This is a genomic window from Dyella acidisoli, assembly GCF_030160295.1.
GTDB classification, from domain to species: domain Bacteria; phylum Pseudomonadota; class Gammaproteobacteria; order Xanthomonadales; family Rhodanobacteraceae; genus Dyella_B; species Dyella_B acidisoli.
In genome coordinates this window covers 663602-689695 of the sequence record NZ_BSOB01000010.1, presented here as the reverse complement: position 1 = coordinate 689695, position 26094 = coordinate 663602, and the positions used below count along the sequence as shown (strand labels likewise).

Below are 26094 nucleotides of genomic sequence, written 5' to 3'. Positions count from 1 at the left end.
GCCCAGTACCACCTGCTGGCGGGTGCTACCATCTGCGGCATGCCGCGACGCGGCCCTGTCCCCATTCCCATTCGTTGCAAACATCCGATGGCTCATTCCGACGACTTCCGCCAAGCCGCCCTCGAATATCACCGCGTACCGCGCCCCGGCAAGATCAAGGTCACGCCCACCACGCCCCTGGTCACACAGCGTGATCTGTCGCTGGCGTATTCGCCGGGCGTGGCTTATGCCTGTGAAGCGATCGTCGAAAATCCACAAGACGCCAGCCTTTACACCGCGCGCGCCAACCTAGTGGCCGTGATCACCAACGGCACTGCCGTGCTGGGGCTGGGTGACATCGGCCCGCTCGCCGGCAAGCCGGTGATGGAAGGCAAGGGTGTGCTGTTCCAGAAATTCGCCGGCATCGATGTGTTCGATATCGAGCTCAATGAGCGCGATCCCGACAAGCTGGTGGACATCATCGCCGCGATGGAACCTACCTTCGGCGGCATCAACCTGGAAGACATCAAGGCACCGGAGTGCTTCATTGTTGAGCGCAAATTGCGCGAACGGATGAAGATTCCGGTATTCCATGATGACCAGCACGGAACAGCCATCATCGTCGGCGCCGCCGTGATCAACGCGCTGAAGATCGTCGGCAAGAACATCGAAGACGTAAAAGTCGCCACCACTGGCGTTGGCGCCGCAGGCATTGCCTGCTTGGACATGCTCGTTGCATTGGGCGTGAACCCGGAACACATTTTGGCATTCGATCGCGAGGGTGTGCTTTACACCGGGCGTGGCCACATGGATCCGGACAAGCTGCGTTATGCGCGCGATACCGAGGCGCGCACGCTGGCGGAGATCGTGCAAGGCGCGGACGTTTTCCTCGGCTTGTCGGCTGGCGGTATTTTGAAGCCGGAAATGGTCGCCACCATGGCCAAGCAGCCGATCATCCTGGCGCTGGCCAATCCGAATCCAGAAATATTGCCGGAAGATGCCAAGCAGGTGCGCCCGGATTGCATTATCGCGACCGGTCGTTCGGACTATCCGAACCAGGTCAACAATGCGGTGTGCTTCCCGTACATCTTCCGCGGCGCGCTGGACGTGGGTGCCACCGGCATCAACGAAGCGATGAAGCTGGCATGCGTGCGCGCCATCGCCGCGCTGGCGCAGATGGAAGCAAGCGATCTTGCTGGCGCCTACGGCGGTGAAGCGCCTACGTTCGGTGCCGAATACCTGATTCCGCGTCCATTCGATCCACGCCTGCTGGTCATGTTGGCGCCCGCCGTCGCGCAGGCTGCGATGGATTCGGGCGTGGCCACGCGCCCGATCGAGGACATGGACGCCTATATCGAGAAACTCAGTCAGTTCATCTACCGCACCGGTTTGATCATGAAGCCGGTCTACGAGCGTGCACGCAACGATCGCAAGCGCGTGGTGTACGCCGAGGGCGAGGAAGAAACCGTACTGCGCGCAGTACAGACAGTGGTCGACGAGAAGCTGGCGTATCCGATCCTGATCGGCCGTCCGGACGTGATCGAAACACGTATCGAGCGCCTGGGCCTGCGCATGCGTGCAGGCGTGGATTTCGAACTCACCAACATCAACGACGATCCGCGCTTCAACGACTACTGGCAGCAATACCACGCGCTTACCGAACGTCGTGGCGTGACGCCGGCGGCGGCCAAGAACCTGATGCGTTCACGTCCCACCTTGATCGGCTCGATGATGGTCAAGCGCGGCGAAGCCGATGCGCTGATCTGCGGACTGGTCGGGCGTTATCACAAGAAGCTTGGCTACATCCGCAGCGTATTCGGCCTTGATCCGGGTGTGCAGTGCACCTCGGCCATGACCGCGGTGATCAACGATAAAGGCACGTGGTTCTTCCTGGATACGCACGTGCAGTGCGATCCGTCCGCCGAGCAAATCGCTGAAGCAACGCTGCAGGCCAGCTATCGTCTGAAGCTGTTCGGGGTTGAGCCGAAGGTAGCACTGCTTTCGCATTCGAACTTCGGCAGTCACGAGAATGCCAGCGCGGCGAAGATGCGCGAGGTATGGAAGATCCTGCGCACGCGCGCACCGCACCTGGAAATGGATGGCGAAATGCAGGGCGATACTGCGTGGGATGAGGAAATCCGCCGTCGCATACTCCCGAGCACCACATTGAGTGGACGCGCCAACCTGTTCGTGATGCCCAACCTCGACGCTGCCAACATCGCCTACAACATGGTGCGCGTGATGACCGATGGCGTGGCGGTCGGCCCGATTCTGATGGGCGTGGACAAGCCGGCGCACATCCTCACGCCTTCCTCCACCGTGCGTCGCGTGGTGAACATGACGGCGATCGCGGTGGTGGATGCGCAGATTCGTGCGGCTCAAACTGAGCGGAGCTGATCGCTCCGCAATCCGCTCCCTCTCCCCTCCGGGGAGAGGGTTGGGGTGAGGGGGCAATCTTGCGAGGAAACCGTAAAGGTTCCGCACGTCATTCCGGCGAAGGCCGGAATCCAGTCTAAGCATGCGTCCGAAGGACACATAAATCGATTTCGAGTGCTTCGCACAACGTATTTGCACTGAATTCCGGCCTTCGCCGGAATGACGGTGAGGTAAGTCTTTGCCTTACGAAAAGTGGGTGGCTCCAGTGATCTGATAAAGAGGCAGGCACAACTACTCACCCGCTGTGGTGCGCCACTGCAAACCCTTCGCATACGTATGTATGGTCCGACAATTGGCGAGACCACTGCCCCGGGGCTAGAATCGAACGGTTAGCTCGTCCTCCGGCGAACACGCCACGCGGTCCTCTCCTGTTCCGTGCCGGCCCTAGCCGCCGGACCGAAGCATCGACTTCGTCGCTGCCCCGGCGACGTGCACCCACCGCAAAGCGGCGCCGGCGCCGCGGAGACTTCCATGGATCAGCTCGACGATATCCTCCATCAGGACCTCGACCCCACCGAAACCCAGGAATGGGTCGAATCGCTCAACGCCGTCATCGATCGCGAAGGCACCGAGCGCGCACACTTCCTGTTGGAGCGGCTTGTCGACTCCACGCGTCGTTCGGGCGGCTATCTGCCGTTCGATCCCACCACTGAATACGTCAACACCATTCCGCCGCATCTGGAAGCGAAGATGTCCGGCGATGCCGCGATGGAATGGCGCATCCGCACGCTCATCCGCTGGAACGCCATGGCGATGGTGGTGCGCGCCAACCGCAAGCCGGGCGAACTGGGTGGCCACATCGCCAGCTTTGCATCGTCCGCCACGCTTTATGACGTAGGTTTCAATCACTTCTGGCGCGCGCCGAGTGCGGATCATCCGGGCGACCTGGTGTTCCATCAGGGCCACTCCAGCCCGGGCATCTATGCGCGCTCGTTCCTCGAAGGCCGCATCAGCGACGAACAGCTCGACCTGTTCCGCATGGAAGTGGCGGGTCGTGGCCGCGGTTTGTCCTCGTATCCGCATCCGTGGCTGATGCCCGATTACTGGCAGGTGCCGACGGTATCGATGGGCCTGGGTCCGATCCAGGCGATCTATCAGGCGCAGTTCTGGAAGTACCTGGAACACCGCGGCCTGATGCCCAAGACCGACCGCAAGATCTGGTGCTTCATGGGCGATGGCGAGTGCGACGAGCCCGAATCGCTGGGCGCGATTTCGTTGGCCGGCCGCGAGGGCTTGGACAACCTGATCTTCGTGATCAACTGCAACCTGCAGCGCCTCGACGGTCCGGTGCGCGGCAACGGCAAGATCATCCAGGAACTGGAAGGCGTGTTCCGCGGCGCCGGCTGGAACGCCATCAAGGTGGTCTGGGGCAGCTACTGGGATCCGCTCCTCGCACGTGACAAGAACGGCGTGCTGCGCAAGCTGATGATGGAAACCATCGACGGCGAATATCAGGCGTGCAAAGCCTTCGGTGGTGCGTACACGCGCGAGCATTTCTTCGGCAAATATCCGGAGACGCGCGAGATGGTCGCCAACCTCAGCGACGACGACATCTGGCGCCTCAACCGCGGCGGCCACGATCCGCACAAGGTGTACGCGGCTTATCACGCGGCGACGAACACCAAGGGCATGCCCACCGTAATCCTCGCCAAGACGGTGAAGGGCTACGGCATGGGCGCGGCCGGTGAATCGCAGAACCCCACGCACCAGCAGAAAAAGCTGGACGACGAAGCCGTGCGTCACTTCCGTGATCGCTTCAACATTCCAGTGTCGGACGAGAAGCTCAAGGACGTGCCGTACTACCACCCCGGCAAGGATTCGCCGGAAGTGCAGTACATGCTCGAGCGCCGCAAGATGCTCGGCGGTTCGCTGCCGCAGCGTCGTCGCCATTCCGATGTGAAGCTCAAGGCACCGGACCTGGCCGCGTTCGAGCAGATCACCAAGGGCACGGGCGATCGCGAAATCTCCACCACCATGGCGCTGGTGCGCGGCATGAATCTCTTGCTGCGTGACAAGGCCATTGGCCCGCGTGTGGTGCCGATCGTCGCCGACGAAGCGCGCACTTTCGGCATGGAAGGCATGTTCCGCCAGATCGGTATCTATGCGCCGTTCGGCCAGAAATACCGTCCGCAGGACGCCGACCAGTTGCTGTATTACCGCGAAGACCAGAAGGGCCAGGTGCTGCAGGAAGGCATCTCAGAAGCCGGCGGCATGGCCGCGTGGATGGCGGCGGCGACCAGCTACAGCATCAGCAACCAGCCGATGCTGCCGTTCTTCATCTATTACTCGATGTTCGGCTTCCAGCGCATCGGCGACTTGGCTTGGGCAGCGGGCGACATGCGTTCGCGCGGCTTCCTGATCGGCGGTACGTCCGGCCGCACCACGCTCAATGGCGAAGGCTTGCAGCACGAAGATGGCCATTCGCATCTGATGGCAGGCTCTATTCCGAATGTGCGTGCATATGACCCGACTTTCTCCTGCGAAGTGGCGGTGATCATGCAGGACGGCACGCGTCGCATGCTCGAAGAGCAGGAAGACGTGTACTACTACATCACCGTGATGAATGAGAACTATGCCCACCCCGATCTGCCGCAAGGCGTCGAGGAAGGCATCGTCAAGGGCATGTACCTGTTCAAGGATGCCGGCAAGCCGAAGAAGGGCGAGCCGCGCGTGCAATTGCTCGGTTCGGGCACCATCCTGCGCGAAGTGATCGCAGCGGCAGAACTGTTGGAGAAGGATTTCGGCGTCAGCGCGGACATCTGGTCGGTGCCGAGCTTCATCGAAGTGCGCCGCGATGGCTTCGACGCCGAGCGCTGGAATCGTCTGCATCCGGAAAGCACGCAGCGCGTGCCGTACGTCACAGGCTTGCTGCAGGGCCGCCAAGGGCCGGCGGTTGCGGCTACCGATTACGTGCGCGAATACGCCGATCAGATCCGTGCGTTCATGCCGGATGGCATGCACTACACCGTGCTCGGTACCGATGGCTTTGGCCGCTCGGATACGCGCGAACATCTGCGCAGCTTCTTCGAGGTGGATCGTTATTGGATTGCCCATGCCGCGCTGGCTGCGCTGGCGAAGGAAGGCAAGGTCAACGCCAAGGACGTGGCGCGCGCGATCCGCGAATACAAGCTCGATCCGGAAAAGCCGAATCCGCAGACCGTGTAATGAAAAAGCCCGCCGAAAGGCGGGCTTTTTTTATGCCGGGTTTTGCACTCCAGCGCGAGTCATTCTTCGTCCCGGCGCAACGCGCGATACAACAGGAACAGCGCGCCCACCGTACCCGCCACGATCGCCGCCGTGGCAACCGGATGCCGGCCCGCATGGCGCCGCAAACGGCGGTACTGATAGTTGGCTTCGTCTGCAAGATCTTCAGCGCGGCGCGCAATGCGCTTGCGGGCGTCGCTACGGCTAAACCGGCCTACGGCGCGGCGTCCTCGGGAGAGCCAGTCATCGGCAGTGTCAACGGCACCGTCTGCGTACTCGCGCACACGGTTACCAAGGTGGTCGAGTCGGCGTTCGATGTCGGCTTGCCTGCTCATGGCGTTCTTCCTCCAATATCCGGGTGATTGACCTTGCCAGCGGTCACGTGAGTGGCACGTTAACCGATTGTGCACGTTGAGCCCTTGATTTTCGTCACTACTGGCGGGTTTTGAAATGATGCCATGCGGCAGCTGGAAGTAAGCCGGATACGGGACGGAGGTATCCCATGCAAGTGCTCGGTCACCCACCGTTCCTGGCGAGTCGGCCTGAGAATCAGGACCCTTCCCTATGCAGCCGCTGGCGCCGCCGAAGCGTCGGAAACATCACTATCCACAACCCCACGACCACCAGCGTACCGATGCCGCCGACCACCGCCGAACCGACTGCACCCAGCCATGCGGCAACCATGCCAGATTCAAATTCCCCGAGCTGATTGGACGTGTTGATGAAAATCGCATTCACCGCACTTACGCGGCCGCGCATCGCATCGGGGGTATCCAGTTGCACCAGCGAACCGCGGATCACCATGCTCACCATGTCGAACGCGCCCAACGCGAACAAAGCCAGCAGTGACAGCCACAACACGTTCGATAGCGCGAACACCAGCGTCGCCACGCCAAAGCCGGCCACTGACGCAAACATGATCTTGCCCACGTTGCGTTCCATGTTGTGACGTGCAAGCCAGAACGACATCAGCAAGGCGCCCACCGCCGGCGCGGCACGCAGCAGGCCCAAGCCCCAGGGGCCGGTATGCAGGATGTCCTTGGCGAAGATCGGCAGCAGTGCGGTTGCACCGCCCAGCAACACAGCGAACAGATCCAGCGAAATCACGCCGAGCACGTCTTTGCGTTCGCGAATGAAGTGCACGCCGGCGAACAACGTTTTGAGCGTAGCCGGTTCACGCTTCGGCGGTGCCTGCTCATAGCGCAGCCGCGACACCATCACGGCGGAAATCAAATACAACACCGCAGCCACCGCATACACCACACCGGGACCCGCGACATAAAGCAGGCCACCGAGCGCAGGTCCCATGATCATCGCTGCCTGCATGGCCGAACCATTCACCGCCATGGCGCGTGGAAGCAGGGAAGGCGGCACCAGCGCCGGAACCATCGACTGTAGCGACGGCGACTCGAATGCCTTGGCTGTGCTGATGATGAAGATCAGCAACAGAATGCCCATCTCATCGATCGCATGCAGCAAGGTCAGCGTGGTCAGCAGCACGACCGCTATCCATTCCACGATCTGTCCGATCAGCACGATCCGCCGACGGTCGAACTGATCGGCCAGATGACCTGCCGGCAGGGCCAGCAAGACGGAAGGAAAGAATTGCACCAGGCCGATCAGGCCCAGATCGAAGGCGCGCCCGGTGATGGCGTAAATCTGCCAGCCCACGGCCACGGATAGCATCTGGAAGCCGAAGGTTGAAGCGGTGCGTGCGCACCAGAAGGCAACGTAGGCCGGATGGTTGAGCAGCGAGTCCGCGGAGCGCGGCGCGGGGGAGGAAGACATGCGGGGTCCTTGTCTAGAAGCAGCATTATCTGGAGCTGCGGCGATCTCGCAAAGCGACCTTGATCAAACTCTCTCACGAGCTTGCTGCACATAGTCCCCTCCCCTGCGTGTAGTAGGGGAGCATGCCCTCTCTTCTCCTTCGGCAAGCCGGAGGAGGTAGGGTGGGGTGAGGCACTCTCGCGTCGTATTCAAATGGCGCGACAAGCTCGAGCAACCCCGCCTCAGCCCTCCCCTGTACGCAGGGGAGGGAGCAGCCTGCCGCGCTATGTAAAATCTGCCGAATGCGGACCACACACGGCTTCACCTTCGAAAGCTTCCAACGCTGGCGACGCTCATTCGAGCTCGGCTTCTGGCCGGTGTTCTTTGCCATCAACGTTGTGCTCAACGGCATCATCTCTGTCATGGATCATCCGGGCTTTCCCCGCTGGGAGCCATGGACGTGGGAAGCGAGCAGCGGCGTGGTGATGCTGGCTTTGATACCTGCGTTGGTGTGGGCCTCGCGGCGTTGGCCGATCCGTTTCGAAACTTGGCAGCAGAATTTGCCGAGGCATCTGATCTACAGCGTGATCTTCAGCGTGCTGCATGTCGGCGGCATGGTGGCGTTGCGCAAGCTCGTGTATGTCATGGCCGGGCACCACTACTTTCCGGGCGGGTGGTTGCCGGACTTCGGGTACGAATACCTCAAGGACGTGCGCTCGTATTTTTGGATACTTGTATGTGTAGCGCTTTACCGCTTTTGGGTGATGCGCTTCCAGGGCGAAGCGCGCCTGTTGGCTGAACCCGATGTGGGGCCGCCGGTGGAGCCGGTCGAGCAGCCGGAGCGCTTCCTGGTGCGTAAGCTCGGCAAGGAATTTTTGCTGGCTGCGCGCGAGATCGAATGGCTGCAGGCGTCGGGCAACTACGTGAACCTGCACGTGCGTGGCCGTGATTACCCGCTGCGCGCCACCATGGCCGGCATCGAGGCGCGGCTGGACGCACAGCGTTTCATGCGCGTGCATCGCAGTTACGTAGTCAACTTGGATTTCCTGTCCGAGATAGAACCGCTGGATACCGGTGACGCGCGTCTAGCCATGCAAGATGGCATGAAGCTTCCGTGCAGCCGGCGTTACCGCGCGGCGTTACGCGATCGCTTTGGTCAGTCCACGGCCGCGTAGATGGTTGCATCGGGGTGGGGGCTGGTTCCAAGCTAGAGACCTCTTCTTCATAGGGATCGAGCTGACGATGATCCGTTCGCCTTTTCGTCATGCCTTTGTTGCAACCGCCGCAAGCGGCTTGCTGTTCCTGGCCGCCTGTTCGCAGCAGGATCAAAACACGCCGTCGCCGCAGGATGCCGCCAAGGCCCAGGCACAACAGATGGCCGACGAGGCAAATCGGCAGCTGCAAACCTATCGCCAAATGCTGCAGATGAAGAACGACGAGATGGCCGCCCAACTTGGCGAGGCGATCGTCAAACAGTTCCCCACCAGCGATGCCGCCAAGGAGGTGCAACAGACACTGCCGGACGTCGAACAGCGTGCAAAAGAAGCCGCCGACAAGCGGCGCCTTACCGGACTGTGGACCTACCAGGTTGGCCCGATGGAAGGGGGCACGCAGTCGACCGCCAGCCTTTACAGCTCGCGTCCCGGTGGTGACCGTGCAGTGCGACTGGTGCTGCGCCGGCACACGCAATGGGGTCAGAGCGTGTTCCTGTTCGGCAACGGCCACGGTTTCGTATGCAAGGGCAATTGCACGATCCAGGCGCAGTTCGACGGCAAACCGCATCCGCTGCGCGCGTTCTTGCCGACGACGGGCGAGCCGGCCGCCTTCATTCGCGACGACAAGGCCTTCATCACTGCCATGGAAAAGACCAAGCGCATCACGATGGACGTGGAAATGCAGGATGGTGGCAAGCAGGAACTGGTGTTCGAAACCGGTGGCTACGATCCATCCAAGTGGCAGGCGGTAGGCAAAAAGTAAGCGCGTGCACCGCCCATGCGCTCACGCGTTATGGCGGTTATCCAGATCAAGGAGGCAGGTGTCATGGGCAAGCTTCGGATTCTGGCGCTCGTGCTTATAGGCGTGCTGCTGGCGTCGTGCGAAAGCGTTCCTTATGCGCAGCGTTTGCAGCAGCGCCAGCAGGCATACAGCGCTGCCGCCGGTGCGCCGGTACGCAGCTTCCGCCTTGTACTGGGCATGCAGATTTATTCGTGGGAGCCACTCAGCGATACCCAGTTGGTGATCTATACGCTGCCCAGCAAGGCCTATCTGCTCGACGTGTGGCCGTGCAACAACCTCACTTTCACCAACTTCATTGGCCTGACCAGCTTCGCCAGCGAAGTGCAGACCGGCTTCGACAAAGTGCTGACCGGGCGGCCGTACATTCCCTGCATCATCAAGCAGATTCGCCCGATCAACCTGACGCAGTTCAAGCTGGAACAAGCAAGCCAGCGCCACATCGACAGCGTGCCGCGCGACAATGCAGGCAACCCGTCGGCCCCCAACAACGGGCAGTGAGGCGCGGTGAGCGAGCCTGAAATCTATTGCCCCCAGTGCGCCTGGCGTCCGCTAGGTACCAGCCGCTGGCTGTGCACGCCAAAGATGGGCGGCTGCGGCACGGTATGGAATACGTTCTGGACCGGTGGTGTCTGCCCGGGCTGTAGTTATCGCTGGGAGATCACTGCTTGCCTTGCGTGCAAGAAGTTCTCGCTGCATCGCGATTGGTATCACTGGCCAGAGCCGGAGACGCGCGAGGAGCAGCATGAGCGGGAGGCGGAGAAAACTGTTTCGCGTTGATCGCTCATCGCATCTCAGTAGCGCAAGAGGTGTGCAGTTCCTCACCGTCATTCCGGCGAACCTTCGCCGGAATGACGGTGAGGTGAACTGGCATTTCCGCAAGCGCGTTATGCCTGCAAAAACAGCTTCTCGCTGATTTTCGCCAGCGGCTTTTCTACGGCCTGCTGCAGTCGTGGCGGAAGGTTCAGCGGCTTGAGCAGCATCTTCACCGTCATCTCCGCCGGGATGTGCCTGCGCAACAAAGCCTGCGCTGGGCCTGCGACCTTGTGGAACTGCGCGTTGTCGTCCTTGTGCTGCGGATAGCACTGGTTGAAAACGTGGCGTAGCGCGATATCGCTGTCTTCGTTCCGGATTTCGTTGAGGCGGCGCAGGATGGCGCGGAACACTTTGTAGCGCCCCAGCTTTTCCTGCTCGCGGTAGCGTTGGAAGGCTTGGTAGAAGTGCTTGAAGTGGCGTACTTCGTCGCTCTTGATGTGATTGGTGAGCTGCTTGAGCACCGGTTCGTCGACGATGTCGTTCAAGGCGCGATAAAGGCTGGCGGTGCCGGTTTCCACTACGCAGCGTGCAGCCAGTTCCAGCCCGCGCGAGGGTTCCAATTGCTCGTTGGTGCAGAGCGCGCCGTAGTCTTTCCAGAATGCCTGGAAGCCGGCATCCCAGTCGAATTCCGGCCATACGTGGCGCACATAGGCAGCCAGCGCGCGACCGTGCTGCAGTTCCTCGTGCTCCCAGTGCTCGCGCAGCCAGCCTTGCAGTTCCAGGTCGCCGTCGAAGTGCTCGATCAGGTTGCTGGTATACAGATCCGAGCCACTCTCGACGAACGAGGCGCTGCAGAGCAGCAGAAACAGATTTTCGTCATGCCGCACACGGGCAATATCGATGTTTGCGAAATTTAGACTTTCCAGAGTCCAGGGCAGGACGGTGCTGTAGTCCACGTGCGGTTTCCTGTGCAAAAAAGACTATCCGATCTGTGACAGATCAAGGACAACAGGATAAATGGTGAACGCTGGAGCGGATTAATGCTAGCTATGCGATCACGGGAGTCGTAAGAACGAGTGCCGGGAGGGCAGGCCTCTACCGCACCACCGTCACGGGAACGTGGGCGCCAGCCAGCACGTCCTCGGATACCGAGCCCAGCAGCCAGCGGCCAAGAGCGCCGCGTTCGGTGTGGCCGATCACGATGTGGTCGATGGGATGTTGGCGCACTTGGCCTAACAGGACATCGCCCGGGCTGCCGTGGGTGATTTCCAAGTCGACCAGGGCATCGGTATCCGGGTCCAGGATATGTAGTTCCTGCTGCAGTTCCCGTGTTCGTTCGCTGGCCGAGTCGGTCATCATCAGCGCGCAGGCATCGGCTCCGCCCTGGGTGACCTGCAGCACTGAAACCACCCGCACCCGGCCCTTGCAAGCTCGCGCCAGATCCATGGCGAAGCGGAATGCGCGTTGCGAAGTGTCCGAACTGTCGTAGCCGACCAGCGAATACCTGGGCATTTTTTTCTCCATGGTCAAAGCGCCCACGAATTCAGTCTGCGCGGCGCTTCGTTAGTTAAGCATCAAGCAAAGGGAAACAATAGGCGATGCCTGTACGCCCACCTCACGGGAGCTTGCCTATCCTGAATGCCTGTGTGGGTGCTTGCTATCTGTTCAGTTGACCAATCCGACACTTTCACCACGGCATGGCTGATCCATGCCATGTGTAAGGAGACTCCTCTATGAACAAGCGTACCTTTGGACTGACTGCCGCCCTGTTGCTTTGCGCCGGTGCGATGAGTGGCCTGCCTACCCAGTCGGCGCGAGCGGATGAGGCGCCCGTGAAGTGCCATCTGACCTACAGCTTGTCCGGATGGTCGGCGATTTATGAGCACGCCGAAGGCCACGGAGAGGTCAGATGCAATAACGGGCAGAAAGCGGCCGTCGTCATCAACATGCATGGTGGTGGTCTGACCGCGGGCAAGTTCCACGTGACCGGCGATGGTGATATCAGCCACGTCTATGGCATCAAGGACGTCTTTGGCAGCTACGCCCAAGCAGAAGCATCGGGCGGTGTGGTGAGAAGCGGTACGGCACAGGTGCTGACCAAGGGCACCACGTCCATCGCGCTGACCGGCACCGGTGAGGGCATCAATCTGGGCGTGGCGATCAGCAAGTTCGATATCAAGCCGGCTCGCTAAGCAGCAGGTTGGTCTGTTCCGCAAAAGGCGCCGCGAGGCGCCTTTTGCTTGTCATGCGGCAGCGTATACTCCTTCACGGTCTTTTGCCCGGGAAGTGATATTCATGCGTCGCCTGCTGACTTTGCTTGCAGTGATCGGCCTGCTGGGTATACCAGCAATTCCTGCGTTGGCCGGCACCGGCGTGCAAGGTGATCCGCAGGTCGGCCAGGTAACCCCCGCTTTCCGCTTGCTGGATCAGAACGGCCATTGGCGCAGTCCGGCCGACTATCACGGGCACTGGCTGGTGCTCTACTTCTATCCGAAGGATTTCACGCCCGGCTGTACCACCGAGGTCTGCACCTTCCGCGATGAAGTCATCAAATTGCGCCAGTCTGGCGCAGACGTCGTCGGCGTGAGCCTGGACAACGTGAAGTCGCATGCCGAATTCGCCGCGAAATACCATGTGCCGTTCCCGCTGCTGGCCGACACCAACCGTCACGTGGCCATCAGCTATGGCGTGCTGACTTCTGCTATCGGCCTGCACTTCGCCAAGCGCACTACATTCCTGATCGATCCCAATGGCAAGATCGCCAAGATCTACCGCGATGTCGATCCCAAGGAAAATGCCGCGCAGGTGATGGCCGATCTCGATACGCTGAAGAAGGCTGCGACCTGATGCTGATATCCCGCTTCGATTCGGATTTGCGCAGGAAAAAAGCTGGTTTCGCGTTGTGGCGCATGATCACGTGGGTGATGCTGCTGGTGGCCGGTTTTCTCGGCTCGCAATACATCATTCACGTGCAGAAGCTGTGGGGTGCGTTGCAAACCCTGCCTGCAGGCGACACTGAAAACGCCAACGTGTTGCACGGCATGCTGAATTGGGCGCTCGGTTACCTCGTCGCGTCGTTCGTCGTGATCGTCGCCTGTGCGGGATGCATCCTGCGCCAAACCTGGGCACGTTCGGTGCTGCGCACGGTGGCGCTGGCGCTGAGCGTGTGGCTTGCCTATTGCGCCATGCAGGTATGGCATCAATGGAATGGGCTGGATCAGCTTGCCGCATCCATCCAGGCGCAGATGGGGGATTTGAAACGCCCTCTGCTGATTGAGATGGTGTTGCAAGTAATCCCCATTCCACTACTGCTATGGCTCGCCTGGCAGCTCGGTCAGCCCGCCGTCCGGCTGCAATTCCGGCCGCGTGCCGGCTGATTCAGCCGCAGTTATCCCGTTGCGCTTTATCGCTGTCAGGCCTCAAGCCCAACGGAAATGTATCTATGCGTTCGACCCGCCTGCTCGCTGCCTGGATGCTTGCGTTCGCGTGCGGCAGCCTGCATGCACAGGATTTGTCGCAGGTCTGCCACGCGACCAGCAGCTACGACCTCACCGTACAGCCGGGTCGGCTGGTCTTCGATCGCACTGAGCCTGCGCCCACGCGTGTGGTCATTGAATCGGGCACGTTGCAGACGGATGGTCAAACCGTATCGCTCAACGCCGAAGACCAGGACCGCCTTGCCCTGTTTCAGCGCGAGGCGGTTGCCCTGGTGCCGCGCGTGAAGCGGGTCATCCATCACGGCGTGGATGTTGCGGTGCAAGCTGTGCAGGATGAATCGAGCGGCCTGAATCTCGACGCCGATACCCGCGCGGAGCTGCAGCGCAGGCTGCAAACGCACGCGGCCGATCTTCATCAGCGTGTCGCCGCCAGCCAGAGCACGCATGACTGGCATGGCGACGCCGCCGACCAGTACGCCAACCAGATCATTAGCGACATCGGCCCTTTGCTCGCTTCGGCCATGGGCCAGCAGGCCATCAGTGCGGCCATGAACGGCGATTTGCAGCAGGCCGCCACGCTGCGTGAGCAGGCTGCGAACCTCACTACCGGGTTTCAGCCGCGTTTGCAGCAGCGGCTGCAGGTGCTGCGTCCCGAAATCCAGGCGCTATGTCCGGATATCCAGCGCCTTGCCGAGTTGCAGCAGGGGATCCGCGCAAGCAACGGCCGTCCGTTGAATCTCGTGCAGATCGGTCAATGAAAGCCTTAGCTGAGCAAAGCCTAACCAAGGCAGGCCGATTTATCCGCCGCTAAGTGCTTGTCCTGCAACATGACCCCGTCTTCCTAAAGACAAGCTCAACCAGGAGGCGGCGCCGTGTCGTTCGCTATTCAACATCTATGCAATGGTCTGATCCGTCGCAGCATCGAGCTGCGCGCGCTGTATCGCCATGCGGCGATGCGAGTGAGCGAACCTGGGTTGCGCACCGTGCTGGATGAAGAAGCGCAATCCCTGACCCTGGTGATCGCCGAGTTGCAGGCGCAAATCCGCAACCATGAAGGCACCCCGGCCACCCGCCGCCGCATGGTCGGCGCTGTGCGTTTTGGTTTCGATGCCTTGATGCCACGCACCGATGACGCCTGGATACGCCTGTTGGCGCGCCATGAGCAAAGTCTGCTGCGTTCGTTTGAGCGCGTCATTGCACGCGTCGGACCGAGCGACATGAGCGCCGAACTGCATCGCCAGTTGCCGCGCCTGCATTCGATCGACCTGGACATGCATAGCCTGGCCAAGGCTATCGGCTTCGGGCACTGATCGTGACAAATCCGCCAGGAGAAGCGCTGGCGGTCCTGACATTCTGGTTCGACCCTGCGCACCAGCAAGATTGGTTTGCCACGTGTCCGGAATTCGATGCGGCGATCCGCGTCCGGTTCGGCGAAACATTCCGCTTGGCTACGGAAGGCAAGCTCAAGCATTGGGCCGATACACCTCGAGGATGGCTGGCCTTGCTGATCGTGCTGGATCAGTTTTCACGCAATCTTTATCGCAACGATCCGCGAGCGTGGGGTCAGGATCCTCTTGCGCAACAACTGGCGCTGTGGGGCATCGAGGAAGGTTACGACCGACAACTGCAGCCGATGCAGCGCGTCTTCGCTTACATGCCGCTTGAACATGCCGAAGATATGCTGATGCAGCGGCAATGCGTCGCTCTGTTCGAAGCCCTGTGCGAGAACATACCCATCGAAGTGCGCCATCCCTACACTGATTTTCTCGACTATGCTCGACGGCACGAGGCGGTGATCGCGCGCTTCGGTCGCTTTCCACATCGCAACGCGTTGCTCGGCAGGGCATGCACGCCGAAAGAGCTAACCTATCTTGCTGAACCCGGCGCGGGGTTCTGAACGCCGATCACCATCACGGAATTGGTTTATGTCACGACAAGGAGCAGGTCATGCGTCGTTATTTTTTTCTCACCTTGCTGGTCGTAAGTTTCAGTGCACATGCGCTGCAAAGCCTGCGCGTGGGTAGTCAGGTGCTGGCGGTGGGCGATAGTGGTGCACGCGTCAAGGCACTGTTGGGAGAGCCATCTGTACGTGCGAAGGCATCCAGCTCAAGCAAGAGCAAGAATGACAAAGCCAAGGCGAAATCGTCCAGCAACAGCAAAGGCAAGTCGGCCAGCGCAAAAGACAAGGGCGAGAAGTGGCAATACCAGCGCGAAGGGCGCATCACCACGTTCACCATGGTTGGTGGAAAGGTCGCGCATATCGAGGATGTGGCGCGCTAGCATCCGTAGGTTGGGTTAGCGCAGCGTAACCCAACGTATTCGGAGCGACATTGTTGGGTTACGCTGTGCTAACCCAACCTACAAATCGCGTAGTGTCTTCAACAGCGCCTGTGCCTCCCAGCTAACGTATGACTGCTCCGCTTCCCTGATGAGCGCAACGATGCGTGCATTCGCCGGTGCGCGCAGTCCTCTCGATTTCGCCAGCGCGACAAGCTCGCCGTTGATGTAATCCACTTCCGTACGCCGTCCCGCCTGCAGATCGTCCCACATGGAGGAGCGCGCCAGCGGATCGATCGCCAGCATGCGCGCGGCAATACGGTAAAACAGCGCATTGGGCAGCGAGAGTACGGCCGGGAGCCAACGAGCGGGTAGGGCGGTGACTTGGGCGGGACGAATGCCAACTGCATCCAGCACGTGCAATCCTTCCCGCTGCAGCAAGGCAAGGCATTGTCGCCAGGCTCGTTGCGCCAACTCTTCGCGCAGCGGCAAGCCGCTCAATGCATTGAGGGCATTGTTGAGGTTGATCAGCAATTTCGCCCACAACACGGCCTGCATGTCGTCGCACAATTGCAGCGGCAGCCCGCCGGCATTGAACGCGGAACGCAAGGCGGGCAAAAGCGCTGCAGAACGTTCCACCATCAATTCACCCGATGAGCCCTGATGGAAATGCGCCGGTTCCGGCTGCGCCACATTGAATGGCACCATGCCGGCCAATACGTGGCATGCCGGCAGCGCCGCACGCAAATCCGCCGTGTTGCGCACGCCGTTCTGAAAACTGATCACGAGCGTTCCGGGTGCAAGCACCTCGGCCAGTTCGTGCGCGACGTCCATGGTTGCTGCAGATTTCACCGTAACGAGCACAGCATCGACGTTAAGCGTAGCGCTGGCTTGCGTGGCGACATCAATATCCGTCCCTGGAATATGCCGGCGATGACCATGCAAATCACTGATCGTGAGTCCGTGTTCCTTCAACACGGACACCACACGCGAACGCCCAATGAAACGAACCCGCGCGTGCCCATGCAAACGGCCACCCAGATAGTTACCGACCATGCCGGCACCATAGATGGCAATGCTGGGCGGCGACGTCATGCGACCGCGGCAGCGGCGGCGCGCCCAGCCACGCGGCCGGAAAACAGGCAGCCACCGAGAAAACTGCCTTCCAGCGCGCGGTAGCCATGCAAGCCGCCACCGCCGAAGCCAGCTGCTTCCCCGACCGCGTAAAGACCGCGCAAAGGTTGGCCATCGTGCCCCAGCACTCGCGCGTCAAGATCGGTTTCCAATCCGCCAAGCGTCTTGCGTGTAAGGATGTGCAGCCGTACCGCGATGAGCGGACCATTCGCTGGATCGAGGATGCGGTGCGGTTTTGCCACACGCACCAGGCGATCACCGCGATAGCGCCGCGCGTTGTGAATCGCCATCACCTGGCCGTCTTTCGCGAACGGATTATCGAGCTGCCGATCGCGCGCTTCGATTTCCTCGCGCAAATGCGCAACGTCGAGCAGTTGGCTGCCGGCAAGCGCGTTCATGCCGACGACCAGATCGTCCAGATTGTCGCGCACGATGAAGTCGCGACCATGGCGTTTAAAGGCCTCCACCGGTGCGGGCGCTTGTTTGCCGACGGCACGCTTGGCCACTTGTCGCCAACTCTTGCCGGTAAGGTCGGGATTCTGTTCGGAACCCGATAGCGCGAACTCGCGCCGAATGATCTGCTGGTCGAGAATGAACCAGCTGTAGTCGAAACCGGTGCGGCGCAGATGTTCGAGCGTGCCCATAGTGTCGAAGCCGGGCCATAGCGGACCGGGCAGGCGATTGCCGCCCGCGTCGAACCACAGCGAGGAAGGGCCGGGCAGAATGCGGATGGCGTGCATCGGCCAGATCGGATCCCAGTTCTCGATGCCTTCCACGTAGTGCCACATGCGATCACGGTTGATCAGCCGCGCGCCGGCCGATTCGCTGATACCCAGCATGCGTCCATCCACATGTGCAGGCACGCCGCACAGCATGTGCGATGGCGGCGCACCCAGATGCTGCGGCCAGTTCTTGCGGACCAGATCATGATTACCGCCGATACCGCCGGACGCCACGATCACCGCCTGCGCGCGCCATTCGAAATCGCTGATGACGTCGCGTGAACTGGGCTTGCCTCGTTCGATAGTGTCGTCTGCGAGATGCGCGCCATGCACGCCGACCACACTACCGTTTTCAACGATCAGCCCATCTACGCGATGACGGAAGGCGAAGTTCAGCAGACCTTTCGCCTGTGCTTCACGCACACGTCGCACAAACGGTTCCAGCACGCCTGGCCCGGTACCCCAGGTCACATGGAAACGCGGCACGGAATTGCCATGGCCCATCGCGCCGTAACCACCGCGTTCGGCCCAACCCACCACCGGAAACCAGCGCATGCCAATGTGGTGCAGCCAGGCGCGTTTCTCGCCGGCGGCAAAATCCACGTAGGCTTCAGCCCAGCGGCGCGGCCAATGATCTTCCGGTCGGTCGAACGCGGCGGTACCCATCCAATCCGCCAGCGCCAGTGCATGCGAGTCGCGTACGCCCATGCGGCGCTGTTCCGGGGAATTGACGAAGAACAAACCACCGAATGACCAGAACGCCTGCCCGCCCAGGCTCTGTTCCGGTTCCTGCTCGACAACCACGACGCGCCGACCGGCGTCGGTCAGCTCCGTGGCCGCGACCAAGCCGGCCAAACCGGCGCCGATCACGATCACATCGGTGGATGGCATAGCTAACCCCTGAGTCGCGCGATCCAGTCGCCAACTTATCGCGCACCCGGGCGTTTGCCTATGTGCGCTGCGCCAATGGTCATGGCGGCTTGTCATGACCGATGGCATGGGGTGACGTACGGCCCATGCTGACAAGTGGTGGCGCGTTAAACCCTATGCACAGGGATGCGCATCCAAGCGCACAAGAACCATTTCGGTTCACGTCCCGGGAGGGATTGCACATGCGCCGTCACATGCTTTCATTCGCAACGATGCTAGCGTTCGCCGCGGCCGGTGGCGTGCACGCAACGGGCAGTCATTCGCACCATCTGTCGTGCTCCTTCAATAGCGACTATGACGTGCAGGTGGAAGCCAGCGGCATCGCATTCACTCGCAGCAGTGGCACGCCCTCCAAGATATTCATGCACGAAGGCGTGTTGCAGGTGGATGGCCGGAACGTGTCCGTTTCTGCGGCGGATGCGGCGCGCCTGCGTGACTATGAAGAGCAAGTGCGCGAGTTGGTGCCGGCTGTCACCGCGATTGCCCGCGATGGTGTCGAGATCGGCTATTCCGCGCTCACCACGATGGTCGCCACATTGTCCGAAAATGGCGACGAACGTACGCGTTTGCTGGGCGAATTGCGCGAACAGCATAACGAAGCCATGCAGCACATTGAGGGCACGCTTGCTCACGGCATCTGGAAAGCCGGGGATGCGGACGATCTGTTCGATCACCACCTGCAAAAAACCGTTGCCGACCTGGTGAGCAACGTCACCGCCGATGTAGTGAAAGACGCGCTAAGTGGCGATTCGACCCGGCTCGCCGCGCTGCAGGCGCGTACCGATGCACTGGATGCCACGCTCGACAAGGCTGTGAATGCACCGGCTGACAAACTGGGGCAACGCGCGGAAGCGCTGTGTCCGCACTTCAGTCAGCTGGAGCAACTGCAACAGCAATTTCAGTTCCGCTTGCCCAATGGCGAGCGTCTGCAGTTGATTTCCCAAGACATGGATCGTTCCGACAAGGCGAGCCAATACGCCCAGCGCTAGTCACCTGGCGCATCACCCCCGCCATGCTCCCCCTAAGGCATGGACAGTCACACGCCCGGTTCCCCGCCGGGCTTTTTTTTACTTATTGAGGGGGCGTCACCTTCCCCTCACCGTCGCCCCGGCGAAGGCCGGGGCCCAGTGGCGTGGGTGATCTACGAGTCGCTGGGTCCCGGCCTTCGCCGGGACGACGGTGATAGATGCCTAGCGCCCGAGATCCTTCAAAAATTCATTCGTGTATTGCAGCGATGTAGACCCGCTCACGCCATTGCACGAATTCGACACGGACTTCTTGCTCGAACACGGCGTATCGCGATCCAGTGACCAGTAGTGCAAGCCGGCCAGCCCATGGGTGATGGCGTAACTGGTGACGGTATCGACGTCGCTCACTGTGGTGATTTCGCCGGAGGTGTTGTTCTGGCCGATCATCGGCGTCAGCTCGATGTGCGCGGGAGCAATGCCGTAGGTATGTTCCAGGTTTTGCACCGCTTGAATCGCCGATTGCCCCATTTCGCACGCACCATTCACCAGCACGCAGCTGGATGACGCAGCCTTGCCGTAATCCATCGCCATAAGGTTGATGGTGTAGTTGGTGAGGGCAGGGCTGGATGCCTGGATCGCCTGCACCACTTGTTGGCCTAGTGTGTTGATGCCCGCATAACTGCCATCGGATGCTGCCAGTGTGGCGACCGTGAAGGAAAAGCGCAGGTTTGGATATTGCGTTTGCACTGCCGCCACATCCGCGACCAGTTGCTGGATGTCCGCTTGCGTCTGCGTGCTTTCGATATCGAAATCCACGCCGACCATCTGCGGTGTGTAGTAGCTGGCGATAAAGCTGGCGAAGGCACTTGGCGTAGCACAGATAAACACACCACCGGCCCCGCCCGTGGAAATCACGTAGTTGAGACCGGCATTGGACAAGGCACCGATGTTGGCCGACGTAAACGCAGCAGCGGAAAGCCCTGCCCAGCTTTCGCTACCGCACGCACCGGTTGCAAAGGACAGCGTGACAGCACCCAGGTTGGGTTCTTGTGTAGTGTAGAAACTGCCGGTGCCGACCAAGGGCAGGGATGTGCCGGAAGCGGCGGTTTGCATCACGTCGTTACGCCAGTTCATGTCGACGGTGATGTCTTTGTAAGGGCTGAAGATCAGCGTGGTAGCAGCTGATACTTGGGAAGAAAATCCCGCTGCGCACGCGGTGCATGCGAGAACGGCAAGAACTGAACGCACAAAGATCGTCTTTCTGACAAACATGGCAATAGTCTCCGGTCAATGAAAGGTTGCGTATTGCGCGCACCAACACGTACCGCTCCGGCAGTGCATTGCCGCCGAAGTCATGACTCATCGAATTGTCCCCTGCCCAAGCATTGGCGGGCTCCGGCTATATGGGCTTCTTGCGCGACCTTGTCGAGCTGCGATGCACAAGCGGGGATAGGCCAGCACCTGCAATGGACATGCGCGGCTGCTAGGCTTTGCGCAGTCTTGCCAGGGACTGCGTCATGTTCGAACACCTATTAAGTCTTACCCGCGACGATCTGCGTACATTTTTCATCAACCATGCGCCGTCCTTGATCGGCGCGTTGCTGGTGTTGCTCATCGGCAGCTGGCTCGCTGCGCGCCTGGCGAACTTTGTACAGCGCGCAATGCATCGTGCATCGATGGACCCTACGCTGAGCGGCTTTCTCCGCAATCTGCTGTATGGCGTGTTGATCGCCGTGCTGATTGTGATCGCTCTGCAGACCGCAGGCGTGCCGAGCGCACCGCTGCTTGCGGCATTGGGTGCGGGCGGCCTGGCGATCGGCCTTGCCCTGCAGGGATCGCTGAGCAATCTCGCCTGGGGCGTGCTGCTGATTGTGTTCCGGCCCTTCAAAGTGGGTGATTTCATCAGCGCTGGCGGAGTCGACGGCACGGTGCAAGGCATCAACTTGATGCACACCCAGTTGATATTTGCGGACAATCGCGAAGCGTTCGTGCCCAACGCGAAGATCGGTGCGGATGCCATCGTCAATTTCAGCCGGCGCGGTACGCGGCGTTTCGAGCTGCGCGTGGGCATCAGCTACGACGACGACATCGGCACGGCCATCGCAGTGGTACGGCGTCTGTTTGCTGCTGATCCGCGCATCCTGAAAGATCCGGCCCCCACCGTCTGGACCGACTCCCTGGGTGACAGCGCCGTATATCTGCTGCTGCGCGGTCATGCCGCCGTGGACGACTTTTGGCCCGCGCAGACCGATCTGCTGCGTGCGGTGAAAGAGAACTTCCAGGCCGAAGGCATCCACATGCCCTATCCGCACCGTGAGGTGCGCGTGGTCATGGAGTCAGCAAAGACAGATAAGTAGGACAATTCCGCCGCATACGTATGCGGATGGCATTCTTTGGCGTCTTTACCATGTTCGTGAAGGGTTGCCGGTTGCTATGATGGAAGCCTTGCGGCCGCCTTCTCCTCCCCCGCGGCTGCCTTCGTTCCGCAGGAGAAATCATGGCTGACCTGAAAGAAGCCCGCGTCCCGGATATCGGCGGACACGCGGATGTGCCCGTCATCGAAGTGATGATCAAGCCCGGCGATACCGTCGAGAAGGATCAAAGCCTGATCACGCTTGAGTCCGACAAGGCCACCATGGAAGTGCCCGCGCCCTTCGCCGGCGTGGTCAAGGAAGTGAAGCTGAAGGTGGGTGATGAGGTTTCCGAAGGTGCCCTGATCGCCATCATCGAAGCCGCAGATGGTGCTGCCGCCCCCGCACCTGCCGCAAAAGCCCCAGCACCGACCCCTGCACCCGCACCTGCTCCGGCCCCCGCGCCGGCTCCTCAAGTAAAGGAAGAGCCCGCCCCGATCGGCGGTCGCAGTGTGCTGCCGGGCAATGCCCCGGAAGGCGACGTGGCGCCGCAGGCCCGCCCGCCGTTCGACGCCAAGCTGGTGATGCCGGGCGATGCGCCGTACGCCACGCCGGCCATCCGCGCCTTTGCGCGTGAGCTGGGCGTGGACATCCATCAGGTGAAGGGCAGTGGTCGCAGCGGTCGCATCGTGCGCGAAGACGTCGCTGCCTACGTCAAGCACGCGCTCGCTTCCGGCGCACGTCCCGTGGAAGGTGCACCGGTGGCGGCTGGTGGTGGCCTCAACCTGTTGCCATGGCCGAAGGTGGATTTCGCCAAGTTCGGCGAAGTGGAAGAGAAGCCGCTTACCCGCATCCAGAAGATTTCCGGCCAGAACCTCGCCCGCAACTGGGCGATGATCCCGCACGTCACCCAGCACGAAGATGCCGACATCACCGAGCTGGAAGCTTTCCGCAAAAAGCTCGGCGAAGAGAACAAAGATCTCAAGATCACCCCGCTGGTGTTCCAGATCAAGGCGGTGGTTGCGGCGCTGAAGAAATTCCCGCAGTTCAACGCCTCGCTGGATGCAAGCGGCGAGAAGCTCATCCTCAAGAAGTACTTCCACATCGGCATCGCGGTGGATACGCCCGATGGCCTGGTCGTGCCGGTGATCCGCGACTGCGACAAGAAGGGCCTGCTTGATCTTGCCAACGAACTCGGCGAGATCTCCAAGAAGGCGCGCGACAAGAAGCTTGGACCGGCCGACATGTCCGGCGGCTGCTTCTCCATCTCCTCGCTCGGCGGCATCGGCGGCACGGCGTTTACGCCGATCGTCAACGCGCCGGAAGTGGCGATTCTTGGTGTGTCCAAGGCGCAGACCAAACCGGTGTGGAACGGCAAGGAATTCGCACCGCGCCTGATCCTGCCGCTGTCGCTCAGCTACGACCATCGCGTGATCGATGGCGCTGTGGCCGCGCGCTTCGCGTCCTTCCTTGCCACGCAGCTCGGCGACATCCGCCGCCTGCTGCTCTGACGCAAGGAGAACGTTAGATCATGGCTACTACGATCGAATTGAAGGTTCCCGACATCGGCGGTCACGAAGGCGTGCCGGTGATCGAGGTGATGGTGAAAGCCGGCGACAGCGTGACGAAGGAACAAAGCCTTATCACGCTGGAGTCGGACAAGGCGACGATGGAAATTCCAGCCAGTGCTTCCGGCGTCATCAAGGAGATGAAGCTCAAGCTGGGTGATGAAGTGTCAGAAGGCGCGATCATCGCGATCCTCGAAGTTGCTGGCGAAGCCGCAGCCCCATCTCCCTCTCCCCTTCGGGGAGAGGGTCGGGGTGAGGGGTCAACCTCGCCAAGCACTCCGGCGAGCCCCAGCCCCTCACCTCAATCCTCTCCCCGGAGGGGAGAGGAGGCGAACGTGCCGCAAGCAGCGGCATCATCAGGAAGACCCGCAGACATCGAGTGCAAACTCGTCGTGCTCGGTTCCGGTCCGGGCGGTTACACCGCCGCGTTCCGCGCGGCTGATCTGGGCGTCGATACCGTATTGGTGGAACGCTATGCCAAGCTCGGCGGCGTGTGCCTCAACGTCGGCTGCATTCCTTCAAAGGCGCTGTTGCATGCCGCAGCAGTGATCGACGAAGCGGAAGCCATGGCCGCGCACGGCGTGAGCTTCGGCAAGCCCAAACTTGACCTCGACAAGCTGCGCAGCTTCAAGGACAAGGTGGTTGGCCAGCTTACCGGTGGCCTCGCCAGCATGGCCAAGCAACGCAAGGTGCGCACCGTGCAGGGTGTGGGCACCTTCGTGTCGCCGAATGAAATGGAAATCGAAACGGCTGAAGGCAAGAAGCTGCTGCGTTTCGAATACGCCATCATCGCCGCCGGTTCGCAGGCCGTACGTCTGCCCGCGTTCCCGTGGGACGACGATCGCATCATGGATTCCACCGGCGCGCTGGAACTGAAAGATGTTCCCGCTAAGTTGCTCGTGGTTGGCGGCGGCATCATCGGCCTGGAAATGGCCACGGTGTATTCCGCGCTCGGCAGCGAAGTAACCGTGGTCGAATTCATGGACCAAATCATTCCGGGCTCGGATGCCGACCTGATCAAGCCGCTCGCCAAGCGTTTGAACAGCAAGCTCAAGGGCGTGCACCTCAAGACCAAGGTGGTGGAAGCGAAAGCCACCAAGAAAGGCATCGAGGTCAGCTACGAAGGCGAAAGCATTCCGGAAACCACCGTGTTCGATCGCGTATTGGTGTCAGTAGGCCGCTCGGCCAACGGCAACAAGATCGGTGCCGACAAGGCTGGTGTCGCTGTTACGGAGCGCGGCTTTATCAACGTCGACGCGCAGATGCGCACCAACGTGTCGCATATCTTCGCCATCGGCGACTTGGTCGGCCAGCCGATGCTGGCGCACAAGGCCACGCACGAAGCGAAGGTTGCCGCCGAAGTCGTTGCCGGCCAGAAGAGCCATTTCGATGCACGCGTGATTCCCTCGGTTGCCTACACCGATCCGGAAATCGCCTGGGTTGGCGTCACCGAGCGTGAAGCGAAGGAAAAGGGCCTGAAGATCGGCGTGGGCAAATTCCCGTGGGTAGCCAGCGGTCGCGCCATCGGCATCGATCGCACCGAGGGCTTTACCAAGCTGCTGTTCGACGAAGAAACCCATCGCGTGGTGGGCGGCGCCATCGTCGGTCCGCACGCCGGTGATCTCATTTCGGAAATCGCGTTGGCGATCGAGATGGGAGCGGAAGCAGCCGACATCGGCCTCACCATCCATCCGCATCCGACGCTGAGCGAATCGGTGGGTATGGCGGCTGAGATTTACGAAGGCACCATTACCGATCTGTACATGCCGAAAAAGAAGAAATAAGGCATGTTTTTCATGCAATAACAAAAAAGCCCGGTTTCCGGGCTTTTTTTTAAGAATGTTGCATTCAAACGGAGTTTGGCTTGGTTGCTAGCGCGTCACCGAGCCGCTTTTCGAGTGTCTTAAGGTCATTCACCGCTTGCTGTTGCAGAGCCGTCATCTGGCTGACGGTATGCAGAAATTCGCGAGGCTGTACTTCTCCGGTCTGCAGGTCGGCGACCACGTTGGCCAGATGCATGTCGCTCGTTAGCAGGGCCGTGTTTTCGGTCATGTTGGTGATGGCATCGCGTTGACTGGCATAGACGGCGGAATACCGTTGCATGCGTTCGGAATCCATCCAACTGGCTGATTGATTTGCCACCGTGACATCCCAGGCTTCATGACGCAGGGTGGGGAAGTTCATATTCAAATCGAAGTTGTCGCCAGCCTGGGCGAGGATGTGCTGCTTGATCACGTCATCTGGCAGGTGTGACTTGAGATCATTGATCACGCCGGTGCGGATCTTGTCGAGTCGCTTCAATTGCTCGGTATCCTGCTCAAGACTGGCCTGCACCGACGACAGATTGCTGCGAATCTCCGCTTCGATCTGCTGTCTGCCGATATCGGCCGCGTGCGCGTGGTGCGCATGTTCAATCCATGCCTCAAGTCCCAACGCGGTGAGGATACTGAGCACGATCATCAGATAATGCTTGAGGAAGTCGTTGAGGGTCTTCAACGGTTCCTTGGGAAACTCCAGATGCATGGCGCAGCTCCAGGACAAAAGGGTTACCA

General features: G+C 60.7%; 25 protein-coding genes. 17 read left to right on the top strand and 8 right to left on the bottom strand.

Annotated elements, in window-relative coordinates:
• The first annotated feature begins 87 nt into the window (after positions 1 to 87).
• Together QQJ86_RS08160 and aceE are read left to right on the top strand one after the other, a co-directional pair.
• Positions 88 to 2376 carry an NADP-dependent malic enzyme gene (locus QQJ86_RS08160; protein WP_284320410.1) on the top strand — a complete coding sequence of 763 codons (2289 nt, stop codon included), beginning with the start codon at positions 88 to 90 and terminating at the stop codon, positions 2374 to 2376.
• Positions 2377 to 2886: 510 nt separating this feature from the next.
• On the top strand, positions 2887 to 5580 hold the full coding sequence (gene aceE / locus QQJ86_RS08155; protein ID WP_284320409.1) for a pyruvate dehydrogenase (acetyl-transferring), homodimeric type: 2694 nt from the start codon (positions 2887 to 2889) through the stop codon (positions 5578 to 5580).
• Positions 5581 to 5639: 59 nt separating this feature from the next.
• Here the strand turns inward: aceE and QQJ86_RS08150 are convergent, their stop codons facing one another.
• Both QQJ86_RS08150 and QQJ86_RS08145 read right to left on the bottom strand, forming a co-directional pair.
• Complete coding sequence (locus tag QQJ86_RS08150) at positions 5640 to 5954, bottom strand: hypothetical protein (RefSeq protein WP_284320408.1); 315 nt, start codon at positions 5952 to 5954, stop codon at positions 5640 to 5642.
• 214 nt (positions 5955 to 6168) lie between these two features.
• Entirely contained in the window at positions 6169 to 7407 is a 1239-nt protein-coding gene (locus QQJ86_RS08145) for an MFS transporter (RefSeq protein ID WP_284320407.1), read from the bottom strand.
• A gap of 281 nt (positions 7408 to 7688) precedes the next feature.
• On the opposite strand from QQJ86_RS08145, the gene QQJ86_RS08140 reads away from it, so the two are divergent.
• The 4 genes from QQJ86_RS08140 to QQJ86_RS08125 all read left to right on the top strand — a co-directional run bounded on the left by QQJ86_RS08140 (position 7689) and on the right by QQJ86_RS08125 (position 10179).
• Entirely contained in the window at positions 7689 to 8561 is an 873-nt protein-coding gene (locus tag QQJ86_RS08140) for a LytTR family DNA-binding domain-containing protein (RefSeq protein ID WP_284320406.1), read from the top strand.
• A 67-nt stretch (positions 8562 to 8628) separates the two neighbouring features.
• Complete coding sequence (locus QQJ86_RS08135) at positions 8629 to 9363, top strand: hypothetical protein (protein ID WP_284320405.1); 735 nt, start codon at positions 8629 to 8631, stop codon at positions 9361 to 9363.
• 63 nt (positions 9364 to 9426) lie between these two features.
• A complete protein-coding gene (locus QQJ86_RS08130; protein WP_284320404.1) occupies positions 9427 to 9900 on the top strand; it encodes a DUF6491 family protein in 474 nt (157 codons plus the stop codon).
• 6 nt (positions 9901 to 9906) lie between these two features.
• Positions 9907 to 10179, top strand: a complete 273-nt coding sequence (locus QQJ86_RS08125; protein ID WP_284320403.1) for a hypothetical protein — start codon at positions 9907 to 9909, stop codon at positions 10177 to 10179.
• A 107-nt stretch (positions 10180 to 10286) separates the two neighbouring features.
• Here the strand turns inward: QQJ86_RS08125 and QQJ86_RS08120 are convergent, their stop codons facing one another.
• The gene (locus QQJ86_RS08120) at positions 10287 to 11111 is read right to left on the bottom strand and encodes a ferritin-like domain-containing protein (protein ID WP_284320402.1); all 825 of its coding nucleotides are present in this window, start codon (positions 11109 to 11111) and stop codon (positions 10287 to 10289) included.
• 139 nt (positions 11112 to 11250) lie between these two features.
• Positions 11251 to 11667 carry a universal stress protein gene (locus QQJ86_RS08115; protein WP_284320401.1) on the bottom strand — a complete coding sequence of 139 codons (417 nt, stop codon included), beginning with the start codon at positions 11665 to 11667 and terminating at the stop codon, positions 11251 to 11253.
• A gap of 221 nt (positions 11668 to 11888) precedes the next feature.
• Here QQJ86_RS08115 and QQJ86_RS08110 point away from each other — a divergent pair, with 221 nt between their 5' ends.
• The 7 genes from QQJ86_RS08110 (at position 11889) to QQJ86_RS08080 (ending at position 15872) form a co-directional block, all read left to right on the top strand.
• On the top strand, positions 11889 to 12347 hold the full coding sequence (locus QQJ86_RS08110) for a hypothetical protein (protein WP_284320400.1): 459 nt from the start codon (positions 11889 to 11891) through the stop codon (positions 12345 to 12347).
• 103 nt (positions 12348 to 12450) lie between these two features.
• Positions 12451 to 13002 carry a peroxiredoxin gene (locus QQJ86_RS08105; RefSeq protein ID WP_284320399.1) on the top strand — a complete coding sequence of 184 codons (552 nt, stop codon included), beginning with the start codon at positions 12451 to 12453 and terminating at the stop codon, positions 13000 to 13002.
• Positions 13002 to 13532, top strand: coding sequence for a hypothetical protein (locus tag QQJ86_RS08100; RefSeq protein WP_284320398.1), 531 nt, complete (start codon positions 13002 to 13004; stop codon positions 13530 to 13532). Before QQJ86_RS08105 ends, QQJ86_RS08100 begins: the two co-directional genes overlap by 1 nt.
• Positions 13533 to 13597: 65 nt before the next feature.
• Positions 13598 to 14350, top strand: coding sequence for a DUF2884 family protein (locus QQJ86_RS08095; RefSeq protein ID WP_284320397.1), 753 nt, complete (start codon positions 13598 to 13600; stop codon positions 14348 to 14350).
• Positions 14351 to 14464: 114 nt separating this feature from the next.
• Entirely contained in the window at positions 14465 to 14902 is a 438-nt protein-coding gene (locus QQJ86_RS08090) for a DUF2383 domain-containing protein (protein WP_284320396.1), read from the top strand.
• 2 nt (positions 14903 to 14904) lie between these two features.
• Positions 14905 to 15489, top strand: coding sequence for a DUF924 family protein (locus QQJ86_RS08085; RefSeq protein ID WP_345782811.1), 585 nt, complete (start codon positions 14905 to 14907; stop codon positions 15487 to 15489).
• A gap of 50 nt (positions 15490 to 15539) precedes the next feature.
• On the top strand, positions 15540 to 15872 hold the full coding sequence (locus tag QQJ86_RS08080) for a DUF2845 domain-containing protein (RefSeq protein WP_284320395.1): 333 nt from the start codon (positions 15540 to 15542) through the stop codon (positions 15870 to 15872).
• 78 nt (positions 15873 to 15950) lie between these two features.
• On the opposite strand, the gene QQJ86_RS08075 is transcribed toward QQJ86_RS08080, so the two are convergent.
• Positions 15951 to 16964 (bottom strand): 2-dehydropantoate 2-reductase, encoded by a 1014-nt coding sequence (locus QQJ86_RS08075; protein WP_284320394.1) that lies wholly within the window; start codon positions 16962 to 16964, stop codon positions 15951 to 15953.
• Positions 16961 to 18616: an FAD-binding dehydrogenase gene (locus QQJ86_RS08070; protein ID WP_284320393.1), complete on the bottom strand. Its 1656-nt coding sequence runs from the start codon at positions 18614 to 18616 to the stop codon at positions 16961 to 16963. Before QQJ86_RS08070 ends, QQJ86_RS08075 begins: the two co-directional genes overlap by 4 nt.
• A 221-nt stretch (positions 18617 to 18837) precedes the next feature.
• On the opposite strand from QQJ86_RS08070, the gene QQJ86_RS08065 reads away from it, so the two are divergent.
• Complete coding sequence (locus tag QQJ86_RS08065; RefSeq protein ID WP_284320392.1) at positions 18838 to 19644, top strand: DUF2884 family protein; 807 nt, start codon at positions 18838 to 18840, stop codon at positions 19642 to 19644.
• Between the two features lie 201 nt (positions 19645 to 19845).
• On the opposite strand, the gene QQJ86_RS08060 is transcribed toward QQJ86_RS08065, so the two are convergent.
• On the bottom strand, positions 19846 to 20895 hold the full coding sequence (locus QQJ86_RS08060) for a glycoside hydrolase family 18 protein (RefSeq protein WP_284320391.1): 1050 nt from the start codon (positions 20893 to 20895) through the stop codon (positions 19846 to 19848).
• 245 nt (positions 20896 to 21140) lie between these two features.
• Between QQJ86_RS08060 and QQJ86_RS08055 the strand changes: the two genes are divergently transcribed.
• From QQJ86_RS08055 to lpdA, 3 genes are all read left to right on the top strand, one after another.
• Positions 21141 to 21980 carry a mechanosensitive ion channel family protein gene (locus QQJ86_RS08055; protein WP_284320390.1) on the top strand — a complete coding sequence of 280 codons (840 nt, stop codon included), beginning with the start codon at positions 21141 to 21143 and terminating at the stop codon, positions 21978 to 21980.
• Positions 21981 to 22120: 140 nt separating this feature from the next.
• Entirely contained in the window at positions 22121 to 23485 is a 1365-nt protein-coding gene (aceF, locus tag QQJ86_RS08050) for a dihydrolipoyllysine-residue acetyltransferase (RefSeq protein ID WP_284320389.1), read from the top strand.
• Between the two features lie 20 nt (positions 23486 to 23505).
• Complete coding sequence (gene lpdA / locus QQJ86_RS08045; RefSeq protein WP_284320388.1) at positions 23506 to 25326, top strand: dihydrolipoyl dehydrogenase; 1821 nt, start codon at positions 23506 to 23508, stop codon at positions 25324 to 25326.
• 64 nt (positions 25327 to 25390) lie between these two features.
• Here the strand turns inward: lpdA and QQJ86_RS08040 are convergent, their stop codons facing one another.
• The gene (locus tag QQJ86_RS08040; RefSeq protein ID WP_284320387.1) at positions 25391 to 26065 is read right to left on the bottom strand and encodes a hypothetical protein; all 675 of its coding nucleotides are present in this window, start codon (positions 26063 to 26065) and stop codon (positions 25391 to 25393) included.
• Between the last annotated feature and the right edge of the window lie 29 nt (positions 26066 to 26094).

Bases quoted from the DNA above. Each gene is read 5' to 3' on its own strand.
- QQJ86_RS08160 (WP_284320410.1), top strand. From the start codon at position 88: ATGGCTCATTCCGACGACTTCCGCCAAGCCGCCCTCGAATATCACCGC.
- aceE (WP_284320409.1), top strand. From the start codon at position 2,887: ATGGATCAGCTCGACGATATCCTCCATCAGGACCTCGACCCCACCGAA.
- QQJ86_RS08150 (WP_284320408.1), bottom strand. From the start codon at position 5,954: ATGAGCAGGCAAGCCGACATCGAACGCCGACTCGACCACCTTGGTAAC.
- QQJ86_RS08145 (WP_284320407.1), bottom strand. From the start codon at position 7,407: ATGTCTTCCTCCCCCGCGCCGCGCTCCGCGGACTCGCTGCTCAACCAT.
- QQJ86_RS08140 (WP_284320406.1), top strand. From the start codon at position 7,689: ATGCGGACCACACACGGCTTCACCTTCGAAAGCTTCCAACGCTGGCGA.
- QQJ86_RS08135 (WP_284320405.1), top strand. From the start codon at position 8,629: ATGATCCGTTCGCCTTTTCGTCATGCCTTTGTTGCAACCGCCGCAAGC.
- QQJ86_RS08130 (WP_284320404.1), top strand. From the start codon at position 9,427: ATGGGCAAGCTTCGGATTCTGGCGCTCGTGCTTATAGGCGTGCTGCTG.
- QQJ86_RS08115 (WP_284320401.1), bottom strand. From the start codon at position 11,667: ATGCCCAGGTATTCGCTGGTCGGCTACGACAGTTCGGACACTTCGCAA.
- QQJ86_RS08110 (WP_284320400.1), top strand. From the start codon at position 11,889: ATGAACAAGCGTACCTTTGGACTGACTGCCGCCCTGTTGCTTTGCGCC.
- QQJ86_RS08105 (WP_284320399.1), top strand. From the start codon at position 12,451: ATGCGTCGCCTGCTGACTTTGCTTGCAGTGATCGGCCTGCTGGGTATA.
- QQJ86_RS08100 (WP_284320398.1), top strand. From the start codon at position 13,002: ATGCTGATATCCCGCTTCGATTCGGATTTGCGCAGGAAAAAAGCTGGT.
- QQJ86_RS08095 (WP_284320397.1), top strand. From the start codon at position 13,598: ATGCGTTCGACCCGCCTGCTCGCTGCCTGGATGCTTGCGTTCGCGTGC.
- QQJ86_RS08080 (WP_284320395.1), top strand. From the start codon at position 15,540: ATGCGTCGTTATTTTTTTCTCACCTTGCTGGTCGTAAGTTTCAGTGCA.
- QQJ86_RS08075 (WP_284320394.1), bottom strand. From the start codon at position 16,964: ATGACGTCGCCGCCCAGCATTGCCATCTATGGTGCCGGCATGGTCGGT.
- QQJ86_RS08070 (WP_284320393.1), bottom strand. From the start codon at position 18,616: ATGCCATCCACCGATGTGATCGTGATCGGCGCCGGTTTGGCCGGCTTG.
- QQJ86_RS08065 (WP_284320392.1), top strand. From the start codon at position 18,838: ATGCGCCGTCACATGCTTTCATTCGCAACGATGCTAGCGTTCGCCGCG.
- QQJ86_RS08060 (WP_284320391.1), bottom strand. From the start codon at position 20,895: ATGTTTGTCAGAAAGACGATCTTTGTGCGTTCAGTTCTTGCCGTTCTC.
- QQJ86_RS08055 (WP_284320390.1), top strand. From the start codon at position 21,141: ATGTTCGAACACCTATTAAGTCTTACCCGCGACGATCTGCGTACATTT.
- aceF (WP_284320389.1), top strand. From the start codon at position 22,121: ATGGCTGACCTGAAAGAAGCCCGCGTCCCGGATATCGGCGGACACGCG.
- lpdA (WP_284320388.1), top strand. From the start codon at position 23,506: ATGGCTACTACGATCGAATTGAAGGTTCCCGACATCGGCGGTCACGAA.
- QQJ86_RS08040 (WP_284320387.1), bottom strand. From the start codon at position 26,065: ATGCATCTGGAGTTTCCCAAGGAACCGTTGAAGACCCTCAACGACTTC.